Origin of the sequence: Rhodopirellula baltica SH 1, from assembly GCF_000196115.1 — a bacterium.
Classification (GTDB): Bacteria; Planctomycetota; Planctomycetia; order Pirellulales; family Pirellulaceae; genus Rhodopirellula; species Rhodopirellula baltica.
Map to the genome: position 1 here is coordinate 2,534,853 of NC_005027.1, position 23,109 is coordinate 2,557,961.

Below are 23,109 nucleotides of genomic sequence, written 5' to 3' on the forward strand. Positions count from 1 at the left end.
TGGAGCAATCACATCGCCTTCGCCAGACGGCAATTCTATCTAGAGAATGGCCATTTTGGCAACGAGAATGCTCGGTTGCATCAAACTAAGTTTCGATTCCATGTCGCAAGTCCGCCGGGCCGGGTCCAGAATCCACCGACGCCAACATGTATAACGAAGTGCCCCACACCTTTTCGCGAAACGATCTCAGCCACAACCTCCGGAAGCCAATGATGACGCGAAGGAACACAATCCGCATGTTTGGGAACAGCCTCACGCAAACGATTCGCCAGCTAGGTTCACTCAGTCGCGTGGCAAGCGCGTTGCTCGGGGTTGGAATCGCGACACATTGTTTTTATGTCGTCGAAACGTTTGCCGAGGACCGAGCTTCAGGCTCCGAAGCCGCCTCGAAGACCGAACCCGACGCGAACCAAAATCAGGCATTGCTGGTAGCGGATTCAATCGCGAAGGACCTTCGTTATCTCACCAGCGAAGAATTGGCCGGCCGCAGTGCCGTGGGTCCAGAAATCCTGAAAGCGGCGGACTACATCGCTGATCGATACCGCCAAATGGGCTTGGAAACCCGTCTGTACGGCGATTCGCCCATGCAACCGGTTGAAATGGCCACGGGATCGCAACCAACTTCGGCGGAAGAAAACGGTTTGCGATGGTGGTCCACGGGGGAGGAACCAGACGAGATCCAGCTCGACGACCAATTTATGCCGCTCGCGATTGGAGCCACCCGAGGAGATATCGAAGCGGACATCGTGTGGGTGGGCTATGGCATCCAAGCTCCCGATCGAGGGTACGACGACTACGCTGCCGTGAAGCAATCCCAAGACGCAATAACCGCCGATAGCAAGGGATCCGTGGAAGGCAAAATTGTGATGATGCTTCGCAAGGAACCTGGTTTTGCTGATCCAAACAGCCCTTTCGATGGCCTTAAGAACACTCGTCATGCCTTTTTTGACACGAAGATCTCCACCGCGATTGATCAAGGAGCCGTTGGCGTTCTGTTTGTCAACGATCCAGCGAGCGTCGAGCTCGCACTGAAAGCGGTCGACAATCAATACGCCGCCGAAGACCGACGCCTGGAAGCTTTGCTGGCTCAGCGAAATGCCTTGCCCGCCGAGGCGACAAATCTGCGTTCATCACTCACCGAGAAGATTGATCAGGTTCAGGAAATGCTGAGCAATCGAGAGCGTGAGCAGGCCCGTGCGAACTGGGGATTGCTCGGTTCTGCGGAAGCGGGCACGCGACCTCGAAAAGGCGATGAAAAGATCACGGACCCCGAAACTGGCAAAACTGCCACGCGTCCCGCGATTCCGGTTGCCTCCATTTCTCGAGAGGTCGCCGATCGATTGCTAAAGCAAATGGCATCGATCACTGACGCCGGCGAAGAACCCAAATCCGAAAATGAAGAATCACGAACTCTTTTCGCAAACGGTTTGGCGGCGGTCGAGGCAGCTATCGACTCGGACTACAAACCGCGGACGATTGATTCGCCGGGATTGCGTGGTCGCTTGAGGGTTGGACTGACCAACGCGACCGCCACCAGTCCCAATGTGATTGGAGTGCTGGAAGGCAAAGGCGGACTGGCCGACGAAACCGTCGTCATCGGAGCCCATTACGATCACGTCGGAATGGGCGGCATTGGCTCGCTCGCACCCGGAACCATCGAAATCCACAACGGAGCCGACGACAATGCCTCGGGAACGGCCACCATGCTGGCCGTTGCCGAACGAGTGGTCAGCGAACTGACGGATGCGTCCGAACATCGCCGCATCGTCTTCATCGCTTTCACCGGCGAAGAACGCGGACTGTTGGGCAGCAAATTTTATTGCTCGCAGCCACGCTTCCCGATGTCAAAAACGGTCACGATGCTGAACATGGACATGGTCGGACGGCTTCGGGACAACGAGCTGACGGTGTACGGAACCGGCACCTCGGACGGGTTCGAATCGTTGATTCAAGGTTTGAACTCGGACATGGAGCAAACTTCCCGGCCGTTCAAACTCAATCTCGTCTCAACCGGCTATGGGCCCAGCGATCACGCGTCTTTTTACCAAGCAGGCGTGCCGGTTTTGTTTTTCTTCACCGGGTTGCACAGTGACTATCACCGTCCAAGTGATGATTTTGAGAAACTAAACCTGGACGGGATGACCCGCATAACCGATATCGTTTCTCAGGCCGCCAATCGTGTCGCCACGATGGAGCAGCGACCTTCGTACACGCAGACCAACAAAGACTTTCAGATCCGGCGTCAATTGTCCGTGGTTTTGGGAATCCAATTGGATCCTGACACCAACGCAGTTGCCGCGGTGATGGATCCCAGTGCTGCGAAGGAAGGTGGCATCCAAGTGGGCGATCAATTGATCAAGGCCGGAGACAAAACGATCCAAACCATCAACGATTTGCGGGACGAACTTCGACCGAAGTCACCCGGAGACTCGCTGCGATTGACCATCCAGCGAGACGGAAATGAGATGGAATTGGACGTTCGGCTCCGGGCAAGATAAAACGCCAAGAAAAATGCCAATCTGCGGTTGAAACCGCCATGATCCGTCTTGAAGCGGTCGGGGCGGATTGACACAATGACCGGCAGCAACGCTTGTTTTCGGTGAGGAAACCGGAGCCTTTCAAGCGGGCATGAATCAGACAATCGCATTCACCACGCAAGGAGTAGCGGACGTGCGAACCATCGTTCTTTCGGCCATCGCCATGGCCATGACCACCGTCAGTGTATTGGCACCGGCGCAAGCTTCGGCCCAAGACGCAGGGCATCGCATCGCCGTCGTCGATGTCGCCTACATCTTCAAAAACAATGAAGGTATCAAGCGGCAAGTGAAGGCTGTCGAAGACAACCTGAAGGCCTTTGATACCGAACTGACCTCCAAGCGAGAAGAGCTGAAGGGTGCAGTTGAAATACTGAAGACCTACCAGCCAAACTCTCCTGAGTACACCGCCCAAGAAGAACGCGTTGCCTCCATGGAATCCAAACTTCGTTTGGACATGGCTCGCAAACGCAAAGAGCTCGCTGATCGCGAAGCCAAGATCTACTACGACAACTACCAACTCATCTCAGCTGGCGTTCAAGCCATCGCCGAGTACCACAAAATCAACTTGGTTTTGCGTTACAACAGCGAAGACATGGACCTCGAGCAAGGTGAATCGGTCATTCGTGGCGTGATGCGAAACATCGTTTATCACGACGAAAAACTCGACATGACCGGTGCCGTGATGGGCTACCTCGACAAGAAATTGGTCGCTACGAATCCCGCCGGAACACCAAACCGTCAGTAGTTCAGCATCACAGCTGAAGCATGCAAACGGTGGCTCGAGCTTGCTTCGAGCCACCAGTTGAGCGTCGCAAGGATTCGCGACGTCGTCCAAGAAACAAAATGGGGTCTGTCAGCATCTCGATGCCGATGGATAGGCTTCGCTCGCGTGCAAGGAGGCTCGCAGCGTGATGGGGATTCGCAACGAACATACGATCGCGTCGTGCTGCGAAATCAGCGGACGTGGCTACTGGAGCGGCAAAGACGTTCGCGTCACATGCTGCCCCGCACCAGCAGGAACCGGCATCGTGCTCGTCCGAGCGGATCTGCCTGGCCAACCTGAATGCCCCGCCACCACCCAATACGCCACTGGCATCTCGTTCCGAACGAACCTTGCCAATGGTCCGGCCACCTTCGAAATGGTCGAGCATCTGATGGCGGCTCTGGCCGGACTCGAAATCGACAATTGTCGAGTCGAAATCACGGCCGAGGAACTGCCCGGATTGGACGGGAGCTCACTGGCCTATGTCGACGCGTTGCAAGAAGCGGGCTTGGTCATCCAAGCCGCCACGTCGCAGCCCTTGGTCATTCGCGAATCGTTCCGTATCGAACACAGCGGCGGATACGTTGACGTTTCGCCCAGCACCAACAACGAATCGACCTTCGAATACAGCCTGGACTACGGTCCCGACAGCACCATCCGCGAACAAAAGTTCCGATGCGTGCAAACACCGCTCACGTTTGCTCGGCAAGTCGCTTCGGCTCGAACCTTTGTCACCGCCGAACAAGCCCAACAACTCCGCGCCTCCGGCGTTGCATCGCACGTCACTCACCAAGACCTCTTGGTGATCGGCGACAACGGCCCGGTCGACAATCAATACCGATTCCGCAACGAGTGCGCTCGCCACAAGACGCTCGATCTAATTGGTGATCTTTCGCTCGCGGGCGTCGGTTTGATAGGACAGTTTTCTTCCGTCCGCGGCGGGCATCAGCTCAACGGAATGGTCGCCGTCCGACTCGCACAACTGGCTCACCAGCAACGACTGACGCACCACTCGATTCCATTCGCTGGCCAGCGGAGAAACCGAGCAGCATGATCAATCGCGACGGAACAACGACTCGAAACCATACCGCATCTCAACCTAAGAATAACGCACCAAGGATCCAACTATGAGTGCTAGTATCGCTCAAACCGCCGTGGTCGATCCTCGTGCGCAGATCGGCGAAGGCGTCCAAATCGGGCACTTCTGCGTCATCGGCCCCAATGTCAAATTGGGCGACCGCACGCGAGTGGGAGATCACGTCACGCTCGATGGAGTGACATCGATCGGCTGCGACAACCAAATCTTCCCGCACGTTTCGATTGGAACCAATCCACAAGACGTCAGCTATCGCAACACGCCAACGAGAGTTGAGATCGGCGATGGAAATGTGTTCCGCGAGCAAGTCACGATCAACCGTGCCAGCGAAAAAGAAGACGGCGTCACCCGAGTTGGCGACCACAACTATTTGATGACCGGCACCCACATCGCTCACGACTGCAACATCGGTTCGCGAATTGTGCTGGCCAACAACTGCATGATCGGTGGCCACGCTCACATCGCCGACGACGTCACGATTGCCGGTGGAGCTGGCGTTCACCAATTCGTGTCGATCGGAACACTCAGCTTTGTTGGGGCGATGACTCGCATTTTGCAAGACGTGCCTCCATTTGTGATTGTCGATGGTGCTGACGCTCGTCCTCGCTGCATCAACACGGTGGGACTGAAACGTCACGATTACACCGACGACGACATTGCAGTGTTGACGCAAGCGTTTCGTTTGCTGTATCGGAAACGTATCGGCGTGGAACCCGCTCGCGATCAATTATTCGCGACTGGTCCAATCCGCCCCGTGTTGCGGCACCTGTTTGATTGTTTAGACAACAGTTGCCTTGGTCGTGCCGGCCGAGGCCGAGATAGAAGAAAGAAAGCAGCATGAACCGGGAATTGCGAGTCGCCGTCATTGGTGCAGGTCACTTGGGCCGAATCCACGCGAAATTGATTTCACAAGTCGATGGTGCTCGCCTCGTCGCGGTTTGCGACCCGGTGCAAGCCGCGTGTCAGGCGGTCGCCGACACGCACGGCGTTGCAGCTCACTCGGATTACCGCGATGTCATCGAAGACATCGATGCCGCCATCATCGCGGCTCCCACCGACTATCACGCGGACATCGCGTCGACGCTGATCAAAGCCGGCAAACACTTGATGGTTGAAAAGCCATTGGCCGCCGAATCCGACGACGCTCGCCGATTGGCATTGATGGCATCGACACGCAATGTCGTGCTTCAAGTAGGCCACGTCGAACGATTCAATCCAGCCTTCACCGCGTTGGAAGAGTTTGGCGTTGATGTGAAATATGTCGAAGCGACTCGTGCATCTCGCTTCCCCGGACGTTGTTTGGATGTCGGCGTTGTCATGGACCTGATGATCCATGATTTGGATTTGGTTTTATCTCTGACACAATCCGCCGTACGATCCATTTCGGCCAGCGGCATTTCCGTGGTCAGCGATCACGAAGACATCGCCGAAGCACGCATCGAATTTGAATGCGGCATGGTGGCCAACCTGAAAGCATCCCGTGTCAGCCCACTGCCCGCCCGCGACATGACGCTGTTCAGCCCCGCCGGTTTTGCACAAATCGATTTTGGCAAACCTTCGCTCGCGACCGTGCGTGCCAGTGAAACACTGTCGACTCGCCAGTTCGATCTGAACGAACAAACAGACAATCCACTCGGGTACGCGGACACACTGTTCAGCGAACACTTGCAGTGCGAAGTCAACGAACTGCAACCCCGGAACGCGATTCTCGACGAGCTGCATGATTTCGTCATCAGCGTCGAAAGCGGATCGTCACCGATCGTCGACGGGTCCGCGGGGGCTCGAGCTGTTCGTGTTGCCGGTTCGATCTTGGATGCGATCGACGAACGAGCCTGGTACTCGTATGCAGGAGCCGATGAACGTGGACCGCTCGCGATTCCACGACGTCGTGTTGGTCAGCCAACCAAACGCGAAGGCGATGCAACGCCGGCCCGCCGTGCTGCCTAAACCTGCCGTGCTGCCTGATCCTGCTGGCAATTTCAGCCGGACGGCACCAAAATTTCCGCTTCGGGACACGCGTTCTGCATGAATTTTGCCGAACCGAGCGAGTTGGGCGTCCAAATTGCCTAGGGTGCCAGGTGCGGCATCCTGACGCGGTGGTGTTCCCGATTGGAGCACAGTCGCGTAAAAACGCTCAAAAACCGCAAGCAAACCGCCCGAAAAGTCGTTTTAACCGTTTTTTACGGTGCATTTGCTATGGTTGACGCAAGCTGCGTGACACCTAAACTCTGCCCAAATTGCCTCCGCGCGTGTTTGAGGCATTTCCACCTAGTCTAGGAGAGTTTAGATGATTCGATCGATCATGGTTGTCGCCCTGTTCGCTGTTTCCAGCGTTGCTGTTGCTCCACAAGCCGAAGCTGGCTTGTTCGGTTGCTTCAAGAAGAACAGCTGCTGCGAACCTGCCCCAGTTTGCTGCGAAGCACCAGAACCTGTTTGCTGCGAGCCAGCTCCAGCACCAGTTTGCTGCGAACCAGCACCTGCACCAGTCGTTTGCTGCGAACCAGCTCCAGCTCCAGCACCTTGCTGCGAACCTGCTCCAGCTCCAGTTTGCTGCGAACCAGCACCTGTTTGCTGCCCAGAACCAGCTCCAGTTTGCTGCGACCCATGTGCAAAGCCAAAGTGTGGCTTGTTTGCAAAGATCAAGGCTCGTTTCGCAGCCAAAAAGTGCTGCCCAGATCCTTGCTGCAACTGAATCAACGGAATTCGTTCGTTTCCGATCTGAATTGGAAACAGCGTTTTACCGACACAAGAGCGAGTGCTGTTCACGAACAGTGCTCGTTTTTTTATGCGCACTCGGCTCCCAGCTTCTCACCTGGGGGCAAGATTCAACCCAAGGCATTAGAACTCGATCGTCGCCACTGTTGCTCCAGCCCTCAGTCTGCAAAATCGTAGAGTGTACGAGCACCGATCATGCAATTGGATTGCCGCCGCTCTCTTCCCTTTTCAACTCAACGAACTGTCACGATGGTATCAGCCAATATTCTCGCTCTCGACGTCGACCAACTGAATCGTGATTGGCAGTGGATGCTCTCGGCACTGCAAAGCGTGCTGCAACGCGGCGGCGATGAAAAGCTGGCCGAGCTGCTTCCCGTCCCCGGCTGCAAACTCGATCCTGCCAAGGCACCGGCTGATTCCGTTCAGCTCACACAGGCGTATTCGATCGCGTTTCAATTGTTGAGCATGGCCGAACAAAGCTCTGCCGCACAGTTTCGCGATCGAATCGAATCCGAGTCAGGGATGGCTGATCTGCCGGCGCTGTGGGGCGAGAGCCTGCAGCAATTGATCGATCGTGGATGGACCGCCGACATGATCGCCGCGGAACTCCCCTCGATGCGTGTCGAGCTGGTTTTGACCGCTCACCCTACCGAAGCGAAACGAGCGACGGTTCTGGCCCATCACCGTCGCTTGTTCCGTCGTTTCCAACTGCGACACCAAACCGATCTTCCACCATGGCGACGGTCCGAAAACGAAGAAGCAATCGAATCGGTTCTGAGCATTTTGTGGCGAACGGGCGAGATCTACCTCGACAAGCCGGATTTGCAATCCGAACGCCGCAACGTAATGGATTATTTGACGGTGGTCTTTCCAAAAGCCCTGCAACCGCTCGATCAACGACTGCGTCAGGCTTGGCGAGAAGTCGGCTTGAGCGAGAAAGCAATCGCCGACCCTTTGGCTCTACCGCGACTGACATTTGGAACCTGGGTGGGCGGCGACCGCGACGGCCACCCATTGGTCACTCCCGAGGTGACCGAAGAGACGTTGATGCAACTGCGTCGCGGTGCAGTCGAACTGATGCGAGAAGAACTGATCCAGCTCGCTCGATTGACCAGTGTGTCCGCTTACTGGTTGCCACCGACCAGCGATTTCTTGACCCGCATTGCGGAGCGAGCTCACGCGATGGGCCCGGCCGGTGCAGCCGCGATCGCTCGCAACCCGAACGAGCCTTGGCGTCAGTTCATCAACTTGATGTTGGCGAGCTTGCCGTCCGAGAAAACCATGATGAGCGGCAAGGAACAACACACCTACCAACGTTCGCGAGAATTACTCGCTGACCTTCGCTGTTTGCACGAGAGCTTGGTCGCGGTCGACTTGGGTGACGTCGCCACGAGCGCCGTTGCACCGACAATGCGAATCGCTCAGACGTTTGGATTCCACTTGGCGGTGCTGGACATTCGCCAAAACAGTGCCAAGCACGACACCGCGATTGAACAATTGCTACGAGCCGCTGGCATGGCCGATTGGAAGTTCGCTAGCTGGGACGAAGACAAACGAATGAAGTTCCTCAATGAGGAACTCGCCAATTCACGTCCGTTGACTCACCCGGACTCCTCCGCCGGTGAAGAAGCCGACGCGGTGCTGGGTGCCTTGCGTGTTGTGACTCAGTATCGATCCAAACACGGTGCCGATGGATTGGGCGCGTTGATCGTCAGCATGACTCGCAAGACGTCCGATTTGTTGGCGGTTTATCTGCTCGCTCGTGAAGTTGGCTTGTTGCAACGAACCGAGTCCGGTGCCGTTTGCCCATTGCCGGTTGTTCCGTTGTTCGAAACGATTGACGATCTCGAACGGTCACCGGAAATCTACGATGGATTCCTTCAACACCCGATCACCCGAAACAGCTTGACCGCGATCGCACAGCGTGAAGGAGCGACCGCTCCGGTTGGTCAAGTCATGATCGGGTACAGCGACAGCAACAAGGACGGCGGCATCTTGGCCAGCCTTGTTGGGTTGCGACACGCTCAACGAAAGCTGACCCAAGTCGCTCGATCACACGGCGTTCGTGCGAGATTCTTCCACGGTCGCGGCGGCACAATCAGCCGTGGTGCAGGCCCGACACATCGTTTTATCAAAAGCCTTCCTGATCACACGATCGCCGGCGACATGCGATTGACGGAGCAAGGTGAAACGATCGCGCAGAAGTACGCTCACGAACCCACGGCCATCTACAACTTGGAATTGTTCTTGGCGGGAGTCACCCGAAAGTCACTCGCCGATTCGCGTTCGGAAGAACCCGATCACCCACTCGAACCAACGTTGGTCAAACTCGCTGCGTGGGCTCGGACCACTTATCACGAACTGCTTCACAGCGATGGATTCGTCGAGTTCTTCCGCGAAGCCACACCGATCGATGCGATCGAACAAAGTCGCATCGGTTCGCGTCCGGCTCGCCGAACCGGCCAGCAAACACTGGATGATTTGCGAGCGATCCCATGGGTATTCAGCTGGGGCCAAGCGCGTTGCTATTTGTCAGGTTGGTACGGAGTTGGAACGGCACTGAAGAAACTTCAAACGGAGTGCCCCGATGAATTCGACGCGGTGAAAGAAGCACTGCGAGATTGGGCGCCGCTGCACTACTTGATCAGCAACGTTGCCACGAGTGTCACGGCGGTCGACATCGAAGTCATGAAGCAGTACGCGGCTTTGGTCGAAAATCCAGCCTTGCGAGAACGCTTCGTCACTGACATCGAAACTCAATGGAAACTGGCGTGCGAAATGGTCGAAGCCGTCTACGGCGGCCCCATGGAATCACAACGCCCCAATGTTCAGCGAATGATCGCACTTCGAAGTGAAGGGCTGCGTTTGCTGCACCGCCAACAGATTTCGTTGCTGCAACGTTGGCGCAGCTACAACAAGATGGGCGAGCACACCCAAGCCGACGCGTTGTTGCCAGCTTTGTTGCTAAGCGTCAACGCGATTGCATCAGGGCTTGGGACGACCGGCTAAAGCGGGTGCCAACAACGCGGCCATCCAAAGAACCGTCAGCGTGGTCGGGAACGATTCGATAATCGTGTCTTCGACCAGTCCTGATACCAGGACATAGGTCAGCACGGTTCGAATCCATTCATAGGACGAGGTCGCTCCAAAAACGAGCGACCATCCCAGCATCAACACCATCACCGAGCAAGCGACAACGCCGGCCGAAAATGTGACGTGCAGCAACAAGTTGTGAGTCCCCGTTGCTTCACGGCTCATCACACTGGCGGCACTGTCCATGCCGTAGCCGGTGAGTGGCCGTTTGACGATGAACCCAATTGCTTCTTCCCAAATTGTTGTTCGACCGGTCAGTGATGTGAGCTCTTCGACGTCGCCACTCTTGGTGACCGCGCTGACCGCGGATTCTGAAAACGGCCCCTCACCAGTGAACAACGAGATCGCGAGCACGAGCGATGCGGCCGATGCGATCCCTAGGATTCCCAATGCCAATCCACCCCGTCCATAAAGCCGATCAATCAGCAGAATTCCGCCAGCGGCAATCCCGGCAAGCATGGCAGTCCGGCTGAGCGTCGCAACAACGGTTGCTGCGGCCAAGATCATGATCGCGATCAGCACCAGTCGCTGCCACGGACCACGAACTCCGACCGAGACCAACGTGTCGGTGCGTCCCAAGTACATCGCCACACCAACCAGCACAATTGCGATCGCCGTTTTCGCAATGTTGTTGGGGTGACCGGTGCCTCCCATCCGACGCACCGTTTCGGTCGCACTGATGAATTCTTCGAATGTGCCCATTTCGGGAACGAGAACAAACAGTCCCCACGTCACCAACATGTACATCGATGTTCCCGCCACAATGGCCGCCAACAATTTTCGCGGTCCAAGCGTTGCCAAAGCCATCGCGGTGAACAACAAATAGCCGACAAAGATCATCGCCGATGCGCGACTGATCATCGCATTGCTTTCGATGGCGAACAAACTGGTGACGCAAAACAGCCCGCCCAGCGTGAGCAGGCCGATTCCAGGGAGGCTGCCGAGCAATTGACGCGTTCGCGGACTGAGCAGCACCGCGATTCCCCCCAAACCGGTCGCTGCCGCAGCGAGAGCAAGCTTTGCAAGCGTCAGCACGTTCAGGCTGCTGGTGGCGCGATCGAATTCCGCACTGGTTTTCGGTTCAATCGGATTGATGAACATGGCCAGCATCACGACCGCGAAAACGATCGTGGTGACCAAGCCTCCGCCGCCGGATCCAGACTCAGCAACACTGGAGGATGGTGGTTCCGATTCGCCAATCCGATCGCGGTCGCCGTCTTGATCGTTGTCGTCTGAAAACGCGTCTGCTTCCGTCGCATCATGGGAAACGACGACCGCGTCAGGTACCGAGGGATCGGTGCTCGAGAACTTTGGCTGAGAAGGCGAAGAGGACATCAGGCCCACTATAGACGTGGCATGTACCAATCAACCTGATTTTCTTGGTAGACGCGAAATTTCACACCGTGCGACCAGAGGTCAAAGTAGGGCTGGAACGGTTCTTCCACGTCGACATGATCTCGATACAGCGGCCACATCAAGTGATCCCGGACCCCGGCGTCGCAACTGACAAAGTAGTACGGAGCACGAAGCGTTTCCGCAAACGGATCAGGAATTGCGATGTCGGTGACCAACTTTTCGACAACGCCCTGAAACGCCTTCAGCAAATTGGTCTTCTCATGATCCTGCTTGGGATGTTTCGGCGGGATGCCTTCCAAAACTCGATGCTTGGTGATCCCACGCAAACGTTCGGCTGCGTCCGGATGCCCAAGTTTCTCCGCCAACTCGGTCACTCGTTCCACCCAATCCACCGCTTTCGATTCCACCATGGCTGGATCAATTGGATTGGGCGAACGAACCAAGAAAAAAGCATCTCGGCCGCCTTGAGGCCGACGGTCATCTCCGGCGACCTCGAACAAATGGCTCAATCGTTCCCGCAATTCGTCGCCACATTCGAGTTGGTCAAAGACACCATCCAAACCATTTCCATCGGGACGAAACGATTGAAAGAAGCCGACGAACTTGTCGTTCTCAAACACAGTGTCGTCCATGATCCCGACGGCTTCCCCCATGCGACGAAGCAACGCCTCCAGGCCGGGGTGATCGGGAGGAACGGCCGGGACGGAAGGCGGTTGCATGGACATGTTTGCGAGCGATGGGGACGGGCTCGATCGATGAACGGAGCCACGGAAACGAAAGAGGCGGGAGGAACGCCGAAGAACTTGCCAGCATTCCCCTCATTTCTCAACCCGCGAAAAGCGAAAAGCAGGCAACGTGGCGTGCAAATTCGTGAAATCAGCAGCCGCAGCAATCCAGATTCGCATGCGCCGCAGATGCCCGCTGAGCGGCTGCTCGCCGGCGAGAAATTCGCGTTCGCCTGGTCGAATCTTCACGGAGACTCGATCAGGCTTGCCTATTTTCACACACCAGCGAGCAATTCGGCCCATTTAGACACCGATTAGCGGTGCCTGAACCTGCCTTAACGCGAAATTTGCAAAACGACGGTGCGGATACTTGCACGCATTTGCTGCAGTCCTAGAATCCCGCCCAGCCTGTCCGGTCAACGCGATCGGCACAGTTTGGCTACCCCCCCTTGGTGGGTAACCAGCTGCGTCAGACGTTTTCCTTTCGGGCCAAGGTCATTTCCATCGTCGATCAGGAAGTTATCGACTGGAGCCGACTTTCAGCGTTTAACGCGGACTCGCTGGAGCCTTCGAGAGGAACTCGAAAACGGTTTGGCGTGCTTCGCAGCACAAGCGTTTCGGCGGTACCACTCATCGAACTTTTCTTGAGCTAGGACGTGGTTTGCGGATGATCTGCAGCCCTCAGGATTCTGAGGCGGTCAGTCAATCGGTCGCCCAGCTCGAATGCCGGCATGTTGCCGCAACCGTCGACGCTTCACACGTTGTATGAGGAAGCTTGGAATGCTGTCACTGTTCTTGGGTCTCACTATCGCAATGGCGCCTAGCGGCTCTGTTACGACCAACACCACCCACCAGGCGTCGACTCAGACGCCAGATCAGAACTACACACTCGCCTACAAAAAATCGGTGGAGGAAGACAAGCCTCTGATGGTCGTGGTCGGTGCACCGTGGTGCCCCGCTTGCGAAACGTTGAAGAAAACAACCATCGCGAATATGCAGAACAGCGGAGAACTTGACGGAGTCAGTGTCGCTCTGGTCGACCGCGACGCGGAACCAGAACTGGCCAAGACTTTGATGGAAAACGAGAAGATGATTCCGCAAATCATCCTCTACAGCAAAACCGAAGACGGACGATGGAGTCGACGTAAATTGACCGGCTACCAACCCGTTCAACCTGTCCGCTCGTTGATCAAACGAGTTACCGCCACCCTGGGTCGCGGTTAATCTGGACAACGTTTTGGAATGCCGGCTAGGCCGGTTCCAAACGATGAAGTGAATCATCGAAAAAGGCACGTGCGAGCATCTCTCGCACGTGCCTTTTTTCGTTTCGAAGTTGTCCGAACGATCCAGACCGCCCGACGTTCGCCAAGCGGTTCGCGATCAGAACGCCCGATCAGTCTTCTGATTTCCGATTGAAGAATCCCTTCTTGGGATCTCGCCGACTGATGCCGGCACGATCCATCAACGAACTCTTCATGACCTCTTCGATGTAGTCATCATCCGCTGGTGGCGGGCCATATGCGCCCAACAACTGCGGTTCGTACTCCAACGTGTAATGGTGCTTGGCGATCGAGATTTTGCAATTGGGGTCGGCACGCTTCCGCATGATCGCCCGACCATCAACCTTCGTTCCGTTGCGACTGTTCAAGTCACGAATGAACCAATAACCCTGTTCCAAGGTCATTCGGCAATGTTGGCTGGACACGTTCGAGAAGTCCAAGCAGATATCACAGTGTCGCCGCCGGCCGATCAACAGTTTGTCTTTGATCAGTGGAATCGGATCGCCGCCGCCCAAAGGCGTCAGTTGTCCGAATGCGCCAGCGAATCGAGGGGCGTCTTCAGCACTCATAGTGACATTGAGTTTCAAAGATGGGGGATGATGACTAGAAACGCTCCATTGTATTCTCGGGGTGAGCGTCAGACCAGACTTCACACCCCCCGCCGGGGAGCGTTCGAAGACAATCGGTGGCCCTTTCTGCTTATTTTGACGCTTGTTCGGTTTGGAAGGATCGCGGAAATCGGGAGAAAGCGTCGCAATTGTCGACACCACGATCTTACCTGCCTCACCGTGGTCAGCTTTGCAGTTCTGCGTCGCCGCTTGGTTTCGATCGTTGCCGCGGTACAATTCGCCAATGCATTCTTCCACCGACCACTCCGCTGGTTCAGATCCTGTTTCGGCCGCTATTTCCGATCAATCTCGATTGGCATGGCAAGCCGAAGGAGCGCGATTCAACGCGTTCGGGAAGGCTCTGCGCAGACGTCATGGCGGGCGGGTTCAGCGGGTCAGCATCGACGCCGGGTTCACTTGTCCCAACGTTGACGGTGCGGTCACGACGGGAGGATGCAACTTCTGCGACAACCGATCTTTCAGCCCATCGCGACGCATTCGATTGCAGAGGGTCGCGGACCAATTGACCGAACAGATTGGACGAGTTCAAAAGAGATACAGCGACGTCCGCGGCTACATCGCTTATTTCCAGCCGGCCACCAACACGTACGCCCCCATCGACCAATTGCGTGAGATCTTTGATCTTGCGCTGAACTCGGACGATCGAATTGTGGGTCTGGCCGTTGGAACGCGTCCCGATTGTGTGCCCGACAGCGTTCTCGATCTCTTGCAAGAACTCGCGGTTGACCACGACGTGTCGCTTGAATTCGGCATGCAAACCGTTCACGACGAGTCGTTGGCTTGGATGAATCGTGCTCATACCCACGCGGACATGATCAACGCGATCGATCGAGCTCGTGATCGCGGCTTCGAATGCTGTTCTCACATTATCTTGGGAGTTCCCCGCGAAGACCACGCGATGATGATGGAATCAGCGGTCGAAATTGGGCGATTGGGTTTTGACGCGATCAAGCTTCACAACCTGTACAGCGTTCGCGGCACACCGCTCGGCGAAGAGGTCTTGGCCGGCAAAGTCGAAATGATGCGACGCGAAGACTACGTTCGAACCGTGGTCGACTTCTTGGAACGCGTTCCGCCGGAAGTGATTGTGGAACGAGTCAGCGGAGACGCACCTCCAAACTATTTGATCGAACCCAAATGGTGCGCCGACAAACAAAATATCCGCCGAGAGATCGAAGCCGAATTCGAACGTCGTGATTCACGGCAAGGCGACCGCTACGTGCCGCCCGAGGTGAAACCAAGCGATCGCCCTCGGCCCGCCGACGCCACACCGGAATCGATTCGCAATCGAATCGACACGCGAGGCCGATTGCCGGTACTGAAGATGCAGTGACGCGGAGGGCATCGAAAACCAATTGCCGTTACGCGGCAACTTGCGTTTCGGCGGGGTGGTTTTGAATCCAATGAGCGACCAATTGCTCGCATTGTCCAACCCAACTCTTCACTCGTCGCAAACTGGGAACACCACGGTGCCCAACCAATCGTTGTCCGCGACTACTCAGGGAGAATCGTTCCAAATCTCGATGCAACACAGCCGCCGATTCGCGAGCCAATGATGCGACGCTGCGGCGATGAATGGCGACCAGAATTAGTGCGTCACGCGGCATCATGCCGTCGATGGCAACGGCCAAACGGACCGCAGCCCGTAGCCGCTTGATCGAGCGAAGGGCTCGGCCGGGCGATTTGTAATGACGCGAAATCTGGTCTGGATTGCAGCAAGCCAAATCGCCCGCAGTCACCACGCCAACTTTTGCCAGCAAACGACACCGCTTCTCGTTGCAGATCTGCAGATGTTCGATCCGCATCGCAAAAATGCGTTCACGGTGACTGCTTCTCACTCGAGATGGCCGGTGAGTGGTGGCCAAACCAGGTGCGGGATCCGCCGGCATCGTGCTGGAAACCACTCGAGTTTCAACAGCGTTGGGCATCATGATGGATGCCGGAGCGGCAGTGGCTTGGACGGCCGTGGCCAGCTCCTCGGCCGCCGGTGGAAGCTGCAGCCGCAAGACCACATCGCGAGACGAATCGCCGCCTTGATTCAAAGGAATCGGCGAGACTGGAGACCGACGACGCAGAGGGAAGCGTTTCAAAAACTCGAACATAAGAGAAGACTCCTGGGAGGAAGCGATTCGAGAGGATTTTCGATACCAGAGCCTCAGGAATGTTTGCCACCCCAGTTACACGCCGTCGGCAGATGCGAACCGCGGTCCAGGCGAGCCTCAATCAATGGATCGCAGACCAATCGGCCAGCTTTTCCCTGCCCCAGGCCTGCGACACGAGCGTTGACTTCAAATTGATCGGGTTGAGGAAATGTTCAAAGATTGCTCAAGAAACTTCGAAGGAAGGCCGATTATCTTCCCAGACGATCTAATTTCCGCGACCCTCAAGGTCATTCTTCGCCTGACGAAGCCTTCCCACCATGACACGCCCCACCAAACAAAAACTGAGCGGAACTCTGCTTCTCACCTGTGTTGTGGCAGCCTTCTCCGTCATCGCGGGAGGATGTGCTCCGCTGCAACTCAGCGCACTGAAAATGCCCAGTATCAAAACACCCAAACTCAGCGAAATGAGTGGGCTGGCACCCGGTGGCGGTGATTCGGAATCGCGTTTCGACACGGTCGGTTCCGGGGCAATGATGACGACCGGAACATTCAATGAAGAGGTCTATCACAAAGTTCGCGAAGCCAAAGCGAACTCCTCGATCGTGTTGCAAATCGTCGGCGACCAAACGCCCGTTCGCGTGCTCCCGCTGCCACCGGCTTCGGGTGCGACCCCACAGGGCCCATCCGTCTTCGTCAGCACCTTGCTCAAGCAAACCGGGGTCGACAAACGATTCGGACGCATGGAAGCGGTGTTGTATCGACATTCAACCGATTCGGTCGAAGGTCATCGCATGGAAGTTCAATTCGCGGATCGTGGTGCCGGCGATGTTCGCCCAGAATCGGACTACGCACTGCGTGCTGGCGACCGGTTGGTCGTCCGTGAAAGCCAAAGTGGCGGAATATCGTCATTAGTCGATATTGCGTTGCAGCGTTGATTTTGTCGACGTATCCCGACGTTTTGTGAACAATTCGCGTTGGAATTCATGACAAACCCCACGACGAACAGCGAACCATTCGGGTAGAATGAACGTCTGATGAAGAAGCAAGGGGGCGACTTGGAATCGACCGGATGTCAAGAAGCGTATGCCTGCGTGTCGTGGTTGATCAGTTGGCCACGTAAAAAGCTGATCAAAAACTTTTAGTTGCAGAAGAAAACTTTGCACTGGCCGCCTAATTACAGGTAGCCCGGACTGATGGGGATCGCCGATGTCGCCTGAATGTCCGTCACAATGTCGGATCGTGGCCCGTCTTACTCAAGACGCGGGTCGCTAAACAAGATTTGAGTTAGCGGATTCGGGAGCCTGTCAGGTAGCGCCCGATGAAGCGAAAAGGAATCTTCGAGATTCCACAAATAGCTTGACTACACATGTAGACGGCATCGTGGATGCATCGCGGGACGGGAGTTCAATCCTCCCCGCCTCCACTTCAAAAGCCGAGTTGTGAGCAATCGCAACTCGGCTTTTTCTTTACCCCGTTCCAAGTGAGCCTGGCGTCCAGGCTGTCATGAACGCGACGTCGGTTCGCGAACCGGACGCACGTGATCCTCAAACGGGACATGACGTCGCCGAAAGGTTTCACCGTCGACGAATCGCGGGCGGCTGATTCGGTCCATTCGGAAGTGCCGAAAATCGTCACGAGCAGGATCCCAAGCCACCAAATACCACAGCGGCGGCAAGATCAGCACGGCTTGCGGTTCCACCTTTCGACGCGTCTCAACACCTTTGGCGTCTCGGTACTGGAATTGAAGATGCAATCGCCGGAGAAACGCGGTCTCGAATGCGGGCAACAGCGTCGGCGTCATCTTCCCCATGTTCGAGATGTCCACCTGCGGGGCAAGCGTCCCGACGTACAGACATTTAAATAGTCGGCGTAAATCACGGATCTTGTCCGTCGGCAAAGCCTTCTCGATTTTCGCGAGCCCGGTATCCGCGAGCCCCAGAAACGGAATACTCCCGGTCGCACGCATCGCCGAAACGCTGATGATCAACGCGAAGACCTCCGAGACGGACAATCTCGCGGTGGTCAAAACCGATTGCGGATCGAGTTGCAATCCACCGCCGCGTCCCGGTTCCGAATGAATGGCAAAACCTTGGTCGCGAAGAGCACTGATGTCACGCAGCACAGTGCGTCGGGATGCCCCAACCTCTGTCACCAATCCAGCGATCGTCATGGTTCCGTTGCGGCGAAGAAGACGCACGATCGCGTCTTGTCGAGGGCGAGCACTCAATTCACAAACCACATTCAATGGTGACACGTTTTGGCACCGTTTCGTTCTACGCTAAGCGTGCTCGTGTTCGCAAGCAGATTCCGAAGTTGCGACACACAACGAAATGACCGCCCCAAAACAACCAGGTATTGGAATGACTATCTCGACCGCTTTTCCCAAACCCACTCTGATTTCAATCAACGGTGTGGAACTTGAAGTCTTCCAGGCGGGTCAAGAAAACGCCGGAAACCCAATCGTGCTTTGTCACGGTTGGCCGGAACATGCATTCTCTTGGCGTCACCAAATGTCCGCGCTCGCCACAGCCGGATTCCACGTCATCGCGCCCAACCAGCGCGGCTATGGAAACTCATCGTGTCCCACCGAAGTGACCGCCTACGACCTCGAGCATCTGGCGGGAGACCTTGTCGCACTTCTGGATCACTTCGGATACGACGATGCGACCTTCGTCGGTCACGACTGGGGCGCGATGGTGGTTTGGGGGCTGACTCTGTTGCATCCTCGCCGCGTGAATCGAGTGATCAACCTCGCGCTGCCTTACCAAGAGCGTGGCGACAAACCCTGGATTGAGTTTCTGGAAGAACTCTTCGGGAGCGACCACTACTTCGTTCATTTCAACCGGCGTCCCGGGGTTGCGGATACAGTGCTGAACGAAAACACGTCCCAGTTCCTTCGCAACCTGTTCCGTAAGAACGTGCCGCCGGCACCCCCCGAACCGGGCATGATGATGATCAACCTTGCCAAAGCAGAAACGCCACGAGGCGAGCCGCTGATGAATGACGATGAACTGGCCGTCTTCATCTCCGCGTTTGAATCGACGGGATTCACCAGCAGCATCAACTGGTATCGAAACCTGGATCGAAACTGGCGATTGTTGGCCGACGTCAATCCAATCATTCAGCAGCCCACACTGATGATCCATGGCGACCGAGACATCATTCCCCAGTTCGAAAGACTGACCGAATACGTCCCCAACGCCGACGTGATCAACCTGGACTGCGGCCATTGGATCCAGCAAGAACAACCAGGGCAAACCAACCAAGCCATCTTGAACTGGCTAACGCAGCAACATGGCAATCAAGCAGGTGAGCAGAAGCCATGAGATGAAACCGAACAGACCAGAACGGGCTCAACACGCATCCAAGTGTCAACGAGTGTGTGAGCCATTCAGGCGTACGCGAGGGTGCGGAGCCGAGCCAAAAAAATACCGGGAAACCCCACAGCGGCTCAAACTCGAACCGCCTTTCTCCTCGGGTGTCGTATCCGGGGCGTTTCTTTCCGCAGCCACTGCAAACGGGGCGACTTCGCGCGTGCGGCCTGATGCTGATCCAGATCGCTTGGTTGTCCTCGCTCCAACGGATGCTTGTGTAGACAACCCCCTTTTGCTTTTCGGCTCGGTTGAGGATAGTTTTGAGCTGCATCTTGTCGGTCCTGGGTTGTTGCTGAAGTGTTGCAACAACATCAATAGCTCAGTGTCCGGCAAGATGCATCTTTTTTGTGACGTGATTGCTGGAGCCCCTTCCGCCTCGCCTTCGCATCGGCCTGACACTGGCCCGGCCCAGGACGATGCGAAGGCGAGGCGGGAGGGGCGGCCCCATTCTGCTGAGCCCCGTGCCGAGGTCGACCCACGCTCCCCCATTTCAACCAAGTCCCAAGACGTTTCCCCCCACCGATTCGGCGGAAGCGCCTCATTTCGCAAACGGAAAACCTCCGCTTTTTGTTTACCAATCAGCTCAACGATCCTCTGTGGATCGATGTGGTTTCCATGGCGTCTCTGCCACTTGCGAATCAATATCTTCCACGAAGTTACGGACCTTGGAGATTGCGGAATCAATTTCCGGAACGGTAAGCGAAAGAACCCGCCCCTTCTTTGTGCGTCCATTGCGATGAACGATATTATGCCGTGCATTCACGATCCTCTGCAAATCGGCAAATGCGTCTCCGGTCGGAAACTTGACCTTCAGAACTTTCTTGAACAGTGGCTCAACTTTTGGCAGGTTATGAAACACTTGATCGACGAGATATTTTTTGACCACCGTTTGGCTGTGGATCTCCCAGTCAATTACCTCGTCTAGCTTGTATTTACGATCAGCGAAATCAGGAGTTGCTCTGGCGAAGCGATTTCGCAACACCTTGCAACCTACCACTGTGTTAATGAACGTATCCGAAAGATATGTCTCCATCGACGCCACTACACCCGCGAAAACTTGGCGATACAGAACCTGCTGCAACGCCGCGTCAGGCGACTCAAGCAAAGCCAGTCGCGACAAGCTGTCGATGGAATCAGTGAAGGTCGCGTAGGAAGTTACGTTTTCTGAAATCGCACGGGCAAGGGCGTTTTCAAGTTTTCCTTTCCGAGCAAGTTTGTTGCATTCAGGGCACTGTCGGCGATTAACGCGATTCTGGACGGACTCCAACCAAACGTGCTCGGAGTTGACATCACATATCCACCATCGTTTGGTTGCGCTCTGACGAGTAACGTCGGCGGGAGTCACGTCACCGTTCTGGGTCGGATGCCATGTCGCAGCAATCTCGGCGTCTACTGCAGCTAAGCAAGTTTTTGAATCAGCTCGCAAACCGCTGCAAAAAGGACAGCCCGCACCTTTGGTGCGACGAAAAACGTGAGCTTGCCAGACATGCTCTGGCTCATTGGAACATTGCCACATCATTTTCTTAGAACTACCCGGCGACACGGTCATCGGATCAATGCCAGGATTAAGGGTAGGATGCCATTCGGCAAGAAGCTCAGGATAGGTGTGACCGAACGACTCTTCTGCTCGAACGACACCTTGTCTCATTGGGCTAACACACATCAAGCACTTTCGCTGTCGACCGTGAACCTTTTTGATCGGATCCTGCCACTCGTGGCTAGGATCTTTGGGACACTGCCACCACACCTTCTCTTTAGAACCATGAGAAACGCTTTCCGGTGTTGTTGTCCCGTTCTTCGTTGGATGCCAGTAGTCCAACAGCTCTGGGGCAGTTTCGTTCAATCCCCGCCGTGTAGCGACCTTTCCTGATGATGAATTCGCCGCCCTAAAAGTTCCTGAGCGACACACCGGACAGCTACCTTTGCCACGCTTTCGGGTTTCGATGGCAGCCCTCCACTCATGCTCTGGGTTTTCACGACATTGCCACCAAACTCTCTCAGGATTGGAACTGGAAAACATTTCTGGCGTCAGCGAGCCATTTTTCGTTGGATGCCATTCCGCTGCCAATTGTGGAGACTTGCGAGCTAACGAATTGTTGAGTTTCCGACATTGGGGACATTGGCTGCCTTCGGTTCGATTGGCAACTTCAGATTCCCACTCATGCGACGGGTCAGTCCGACATCGCCACCAAAGGCGTTTGTTCGACTTCGGCGCGAACTGCTCCGGTCGCGCGTCACCGTTCTTGGTCGGATGAAATTCAACAGCAACGTCGGGAAACAACGCAACGATTGAATCCTCGGCAAGCACCTTCCGTCCTGAACAGTAGGGACAGCCTTGTTTCTTAATCGCTCGGGTTGCAACGCTAGCTTGCCAAAAATGCCGGCGATCCTTTCTGCACCTCCACCAAGCCCGATAGCTACTATTGTATGGAACCTCATCCCGCTGGAACCTGATGTTCTTTGTTGGATCCCATTCTTCCGCGACCTCGAGTGAGTACGCCACCAATAGTGGCACGCGAATACCCGTATGTTGTAGCGTTCTGCCCATATTATATCCGTTGCGTTACACCACCAGTCACTCAGCGTGGCGACAGTTTCGGCTTCGTTACTGCAAGCAGTCTATTTCTGCCTATTAAGCACGTGAGCGGGAGTCATTGGGCTTGATCACGTAGCGGCGTCTCTCCGAGACGCTGTCATTTGCGAGTCTCAGAGAGACTCGCCTACGTGAGGTTTTACCCAATCATTCCTGCCGAGGTGCTTAGCTCATTGCGGTTGCAGCATGCTAACTTCATTGCCCCCCAGTCTACCAAGATCCCGTGCATTTCAGAAGAGACACATTCGCCGGCGTCAATTGCGACTTCTTCATGAGACGCATATCACGCAGAAAATCGTTTGCATCACTATAGGAACCATCATATTCAGCAATAGACACGGGGTCGTCAAAAGACTGGGGGGCGTTGCTTGGCAGATGCCCCGTGACCGCTCTTGCTTCGCCCCGAAACGGAAGCGGAAACTGTCTGACTTCGGACGGCCTTGTTTCGAATTTTCAGATGTGGGGAGTTCCCTTGCGACTTTGGTTTCGATTTCTTGCTTGGGTTTGTAAGTTGGTACGGCGTGCCGTTTGCGGATGCCGAATCCAACCACAAAAGATCGGCATAAAAAAGTAGCCCCTTCGTCTCGTTCGACCAGCGGAGATGGGCGGCGGAGCGACCGCTATTAACAGCGTGAGCGAACCACCTGTCGCCGCTCCGCGGCTTTGTTGTGCTGCGGTCGCCCAGGGGCCCTCGGGTTGAAAACCCGAGGCTGTCGAGTGTCACCGCTCGGCGGTTTGATCGGGGAGCGTTGAAACATGCTTCAACGCCTAAGACCAGACACGATCACCATGCACCTCATTATCTAACCAACCACCATTCGTGATCCGTTCCCTGTTCAGCGTCTC

18 protein-coding genes, 1 other RNA gene and 2 pseudogenes are annotated in these 23,109 nt (G+C 55.7%); 12 read left to right on the top strand and 9 right to left on the bottom strand.

From position 1 onward, the window contains the following. Window positions 1-158 precede the first annotated feature (158 nt). The 5 genes from RB_RS09885 (at window position 159) to RB_RS09905 (ending at window position 6,343) form a co-directional block, all read left to right on the top strand. On the top strand, window positions 159-2,498 hold the full coding sequence (locus RB_RS09885) for a M28 family peptidase (protein WP_164922806.1): 2,340 nt from the start codon (window positions 159-161) through the stop codon (window positions 2,496-2,498). 130 nt (window positions 2,499-2,628) lie between these two features. Then, window positions 2,629-3,282: an OmpH family outer membrane protein gene (locus tag RB_RS09890; protein WP_007335125.1), complete on the top strand. Its 654-nt coding sequence runs from the start codon at window positions 2,629-2,631 to the stop codon at window positions 3,280-3,282. A gap of 163 nt (window positions 3,283-3,445) precedes the next feature. Continuing rightward, on the top strand, window positions 3,446-4,354 hold the full coding sequence (lpxC, locus tag RB_RS09895) for a UDP-3-O-acyl-N-acetylglucosamine deacetylase (protein WP_011120181.1): 909 nt from the start codon (window positions 3,446-3,448) through the stop codon (window positions 4,352-4,354). 73 nt (window positions 4,355-4,427) lie between these two features. Beyond that, the gene (gene lpxA / locus RB_RS09900; RefSeq protein ID WP_007328498.1) at window positions 4,428-5,237 is read left to right on the top strand and encodes an acyl-ACP--UDP-N-acetylglucosamine O-acyltransferase; all 810 of its coding nucleotides are present in this window, start codon (window positions 4,428-4,430) and stop codon (window positions 5,235-5,237) included. Continuing rightward, window positions 5,234-6,343 (top strand): Gfo/Idh/MocA family oxidoreductase, encoded by a 1,110-nt coding sequence (locus RB_RS09905; protein ID WP_011120182.1) that lies wholly within the window; start codon window positions 5,234-5,236, stop codon window positions 6,341-6,343. Before lpxA ends, RB_RS09905 begins: the two co-directional genes overlap by 4 nt. Window positions 6,344-6,771: 428 nt before the next feature. Here RB_RS09905 and RB_RS09910 read toward each other — a convergent pair whose 3' ends face one another. Then, complete coding sequence (locus tag RB_RS09910; RefSeq protein ID WP_007335122.1) at window positions 6,772-7,002, bottom strand: hypothetical protein; 231 nt, start codon at window positions 7,000-7,002, stop codon at window positions 6,772-6,774. A 358-nt stretch (window positions 7,003-7,360) separates the two neighbouring features. Between RB_RS09910 and RB_RS09915 the strand changes: the two genes are divergently transcribed. Further along, window positions 7,361-10,120 (top strand): phosphoenolpyruvate carboxylase, encoded by a 2,760-nt coding sequence (locus tag RB_RS09915; RefSeq protein ID WP_037227969.1) that lies wholly within the window; start codon window positions 7,361-7,363, stop codon window positions 10,118-10,120. On the opposite strand, the gene RB_RS09920 is transcribed toward RB_RS09915, so the two are convergent. Both RB_RS09920 and RB_RS09925 read right to left on the bottom strand, forming a co-directional pair. Further along, on the bottom strand, window positions 10,097-11,539 hold the full coding sequence (locus RB_RS09920; RefSeq protein ID WP_164921809.1) for an O-antigen ligase family protein: 1,443 nt from the start codon (window positions 11,537-11,539) through the stop codon (window positions 10,097-10,099). The two genes, RB_RS09915 and RB_RS09920, sit on opposite strands and share 24 nt — an antisense overlap. Before the next feature lie 8 nt (window positions 11,540-11,547). Beyond that, window positions 11,548-12,279: an apolipoprotein acyltransferase gene (locus RB_RS09925; RefSeq protein WP_231846365.1), complete on the bottom strand. Its 732-nt coding sequence runs from the start codon at window positions 12,277-12,279 to the stop codon at window positions 11,548-11,550. Between the two features lie 141 nt (window positions 12,280-12,420). Between RB_RS09925 and RB_RS28060 the strand changes: the two genes are divergently transcribed. Together RB_RS28060 and RB_RS09940 are read left to right on the top strand one after the other, a co-directional pair. Beyond that, window positions 12,421-12,603 (top strand): hypothetical protein, encoded by a 183-nt coding sequence (locus RB_RS28060; RefSeq protein ID WP_231846366.1) that lies wholly within the window; start codon window positions 12,421-12,423, stop codon window positions 12,601-12,603. Window positions 12,604-13,065: 462 nt separating this feature from the next. Beyond that, window positions 13,066-13,509: a thioredoxin family protein gene (locus RB_RS09940; RefSeq protein ID WP_037202311.1), complete on the top strand. Its 444-nt coding sequence runs from the start codon at window positions 13,066-13,068 to the stop codon at window positions 13,507-13,509. A gap of 169 nt (window positions 13,510-13,678) precedes the next feature. Here the strand turns inward: RB_RS09940 and RB_RS09945 are convergent, their stop codons facing one another. Next, window positions 13,679-14,134, bottom strand: coding sequence for an FHA domain-containing protein (locus RB_RS09945; protein ID WP_007327289.1), 456 nt, complete (start codon window positions 14,132-14,134; stop codon window positions 13,679-13,681). Between the two features lie 142 nt (window positions 14,135-14,276). Between RB_RS09945 and RB_RS09950 the strand changes: the two genes are divergently transcribed. Beyond that, complete coding sequence (locus RB_RS09950; RefSeq protein WP_164921812.1) at window positions 14,277-15,527, top strand: TIGR01212 family radical SAM protein; 1,251 nt, start codon at window positions 14,277-14,279, stop codon at window positions 15,525-15,527. 28 nt (window positions 15,528-15,555) lie between these two features. Here RB_RS09950 and RB_RS09955 read toward each other — a convergent pair whose 3' ends face one another. Continuing rightward, on the bottom strand, window positions 15,556-16,296 hold the full coding sequence (locus RB_RS09955) for a DUF4332 domain-containing protein (protein WP_011120193.1): 741 nt from the start codon (window positions 16,294-16,296) through the stop codon (window positions 15,556-15,558). A 317-nt stretch (window positions 16,297-16,613) separates the two neighbouring features. Here RB_RS09955 and RB_RS09960 point away from each other — a divergent pair, with 317 nt between their 5' ends. After that, a complete protein-coding gene (locus tag RB_RS09960; RefSeq protein WP_011120195.1) occupies window positions 16,614-17,231 on the top strand; it encodes a hypothetical protein in 618 nt (205 codons plus the stop codon). 111 nt (window positions 17,232-17,342) lie between these two features. Next, window positions 17,343-17,722: a transfer-messenger RNA gene (gene ssrA, locus RB_RS09965) on the top strand. A 75-nt stretch (window positions 17,723-17,797) separates the two neighbouring features. On the opposite strand, the gene RB_RS09970 is transcribed toward ssrA, so the two are convergent. Next, the gene (locus RB_RS09970) at window positions 17,798-18,550 is read right to left on the bottom strand and encodes a helix-turn-helix transcriptional regulator (RefSeq protein ID WP_011120197.1); all 753 of its coding nucleotides are present in this window, start codon (window positions 18,548-18,550) and stop codon (window positions 17,798-17,800) included. A gap of 76 nt (window positions 18,551-18,626) precedes the next feature. On the opposite strand from RB_RS09970, the gene RB_RS09975 reads away from it, so the two are divergent. After that, the gene (locus RB_RS09975) at window positions 18,627-19,622 is read left to right on the top strand and encodes an alpha/beta fold hydrolase (protein ID WP_011120198.1); all 996 of its coding nucleotides are present in this window, start codon (window positions 18,627-18,629) and stop codon (window positions 19,620-19,622) included. Window positions 19,623-19,719: 97 nt separating this feature from the next. Here the strand turns inward: RB_RS09975 and RB_RS28740 are convergent. The 3 genes and pseudogenes from RB_RS28740 to RB_RS28540 all read right to left on the bottom strand — a co-directional run. Continuing rightward, a pseudogene (locus RB_RS28740) lies at window positions 19,720-19,941 on the bottom strand (ISL3 family transposase); the annotation flags it as partial. A gap of 312 nt (window positions 19,942-20,253) precedes the next feature. Then, window positions 20,254-21,978, bottom strand: a complete 1,725-nt coding sequence (locus RB_RS09980) for a zinc-ribbon domain-containing protein (RefSeq protein WP_231846367.1) — start codon at window positions 21,976-21,978, stop codon at window positions 20,254-20,256. Between the two features lie 15 nt (window positions 21,979-21,993). Continuing rightward, window positions 21,994-22,218: pseudogene (locus tag RB_RS28540) on the bottom strand (zinc-ribbon domain-containing protein); the annotation flags it as partial. Between the last annotated feature and the right edge of the window lie 891 nt (window positions 22,219-23,109).

Coding starts and splice junctions, on each gene's coding strand:
- RB_RS09960 (WP_011120195.1), top strand. CDS start 16,614: ATGACACGCCCCACCAAACAAAAACTGAGCGGAACTCTGCTTCTCACC.
- RB_RS09905 (WP_011120182.1), top strand. CDS start 5,234: ATGAACCGGGAATTGCGAGTCGCCGTCATTGGTGCAGGTCACTTGGGC.
- RB_RS09940 (WP_037202311.1), top strand. CDS start 13,066: ATGCTGTCACTGTTCTTGGGTCTCACTATCGCAATGGCGCCTAGCGGC.
- RB_RS09925 (WP_231846365.1), bottom strand. CDS start 12,279: ATGCAACCGCCTTCCGTCCCGGCCGTTCCTCCCGATCACCCCGGCCTG.
- lpxA (WP_007328498.1), top strand. CDS start 4,428: ATGAGTGCTAGTATCGCTCAAACCGCCGTGGTCGATCCTCGTGCGCAG.
- RB_RS09945 (WP_007327289.1), bottom strand. CDS start 14,134: ATGAGTGCTGAAGACGCCCCTCGATTCGCTGGCGCATTCGGACAACTG.
- RB_RS09975 (WP_011120198.1), top strand. CDS start 18,627: ATGACCGCCCCAAAACAACCAGGTATTGGAATGACTATCTCGACCGCT.
- RB_RS09915 (WP_037227969.1), top strand. CDS start 7,361: ATGGTATCAGCCAATATTCTCGCTCTCGACGTCGACCAACTGAATCGT.
- RB_RS09890 (WP_007335125.1), top strand. CDS start 2,629: ATGAATCAGACAATCGCATTCACCACGCAAGGAGTAGCGGACGTGCGA.
- RB_RS09910 (WP_007335122.1), bottom strand. CDS start 7,002: ATGGGTCGCAGCAAACTGGAGCTGGTTCTGGGCAGCAAACAGGTGCTG.
- RB_RS09955 (WP_011120193.1), bottom strand. CDS start 16,296: ATGTTCGAGTTTTTGAAACGCTTCCCTCTGCGTCGTCGGTCTCCAGTC.
- RB_RS09920 (WP_164921809.1), bottom strand. CDS start 11,539: ATGTCCTCTTCGCCTTCTCAGCCAAAGTTCTCGAGCACCGATCCCTCG.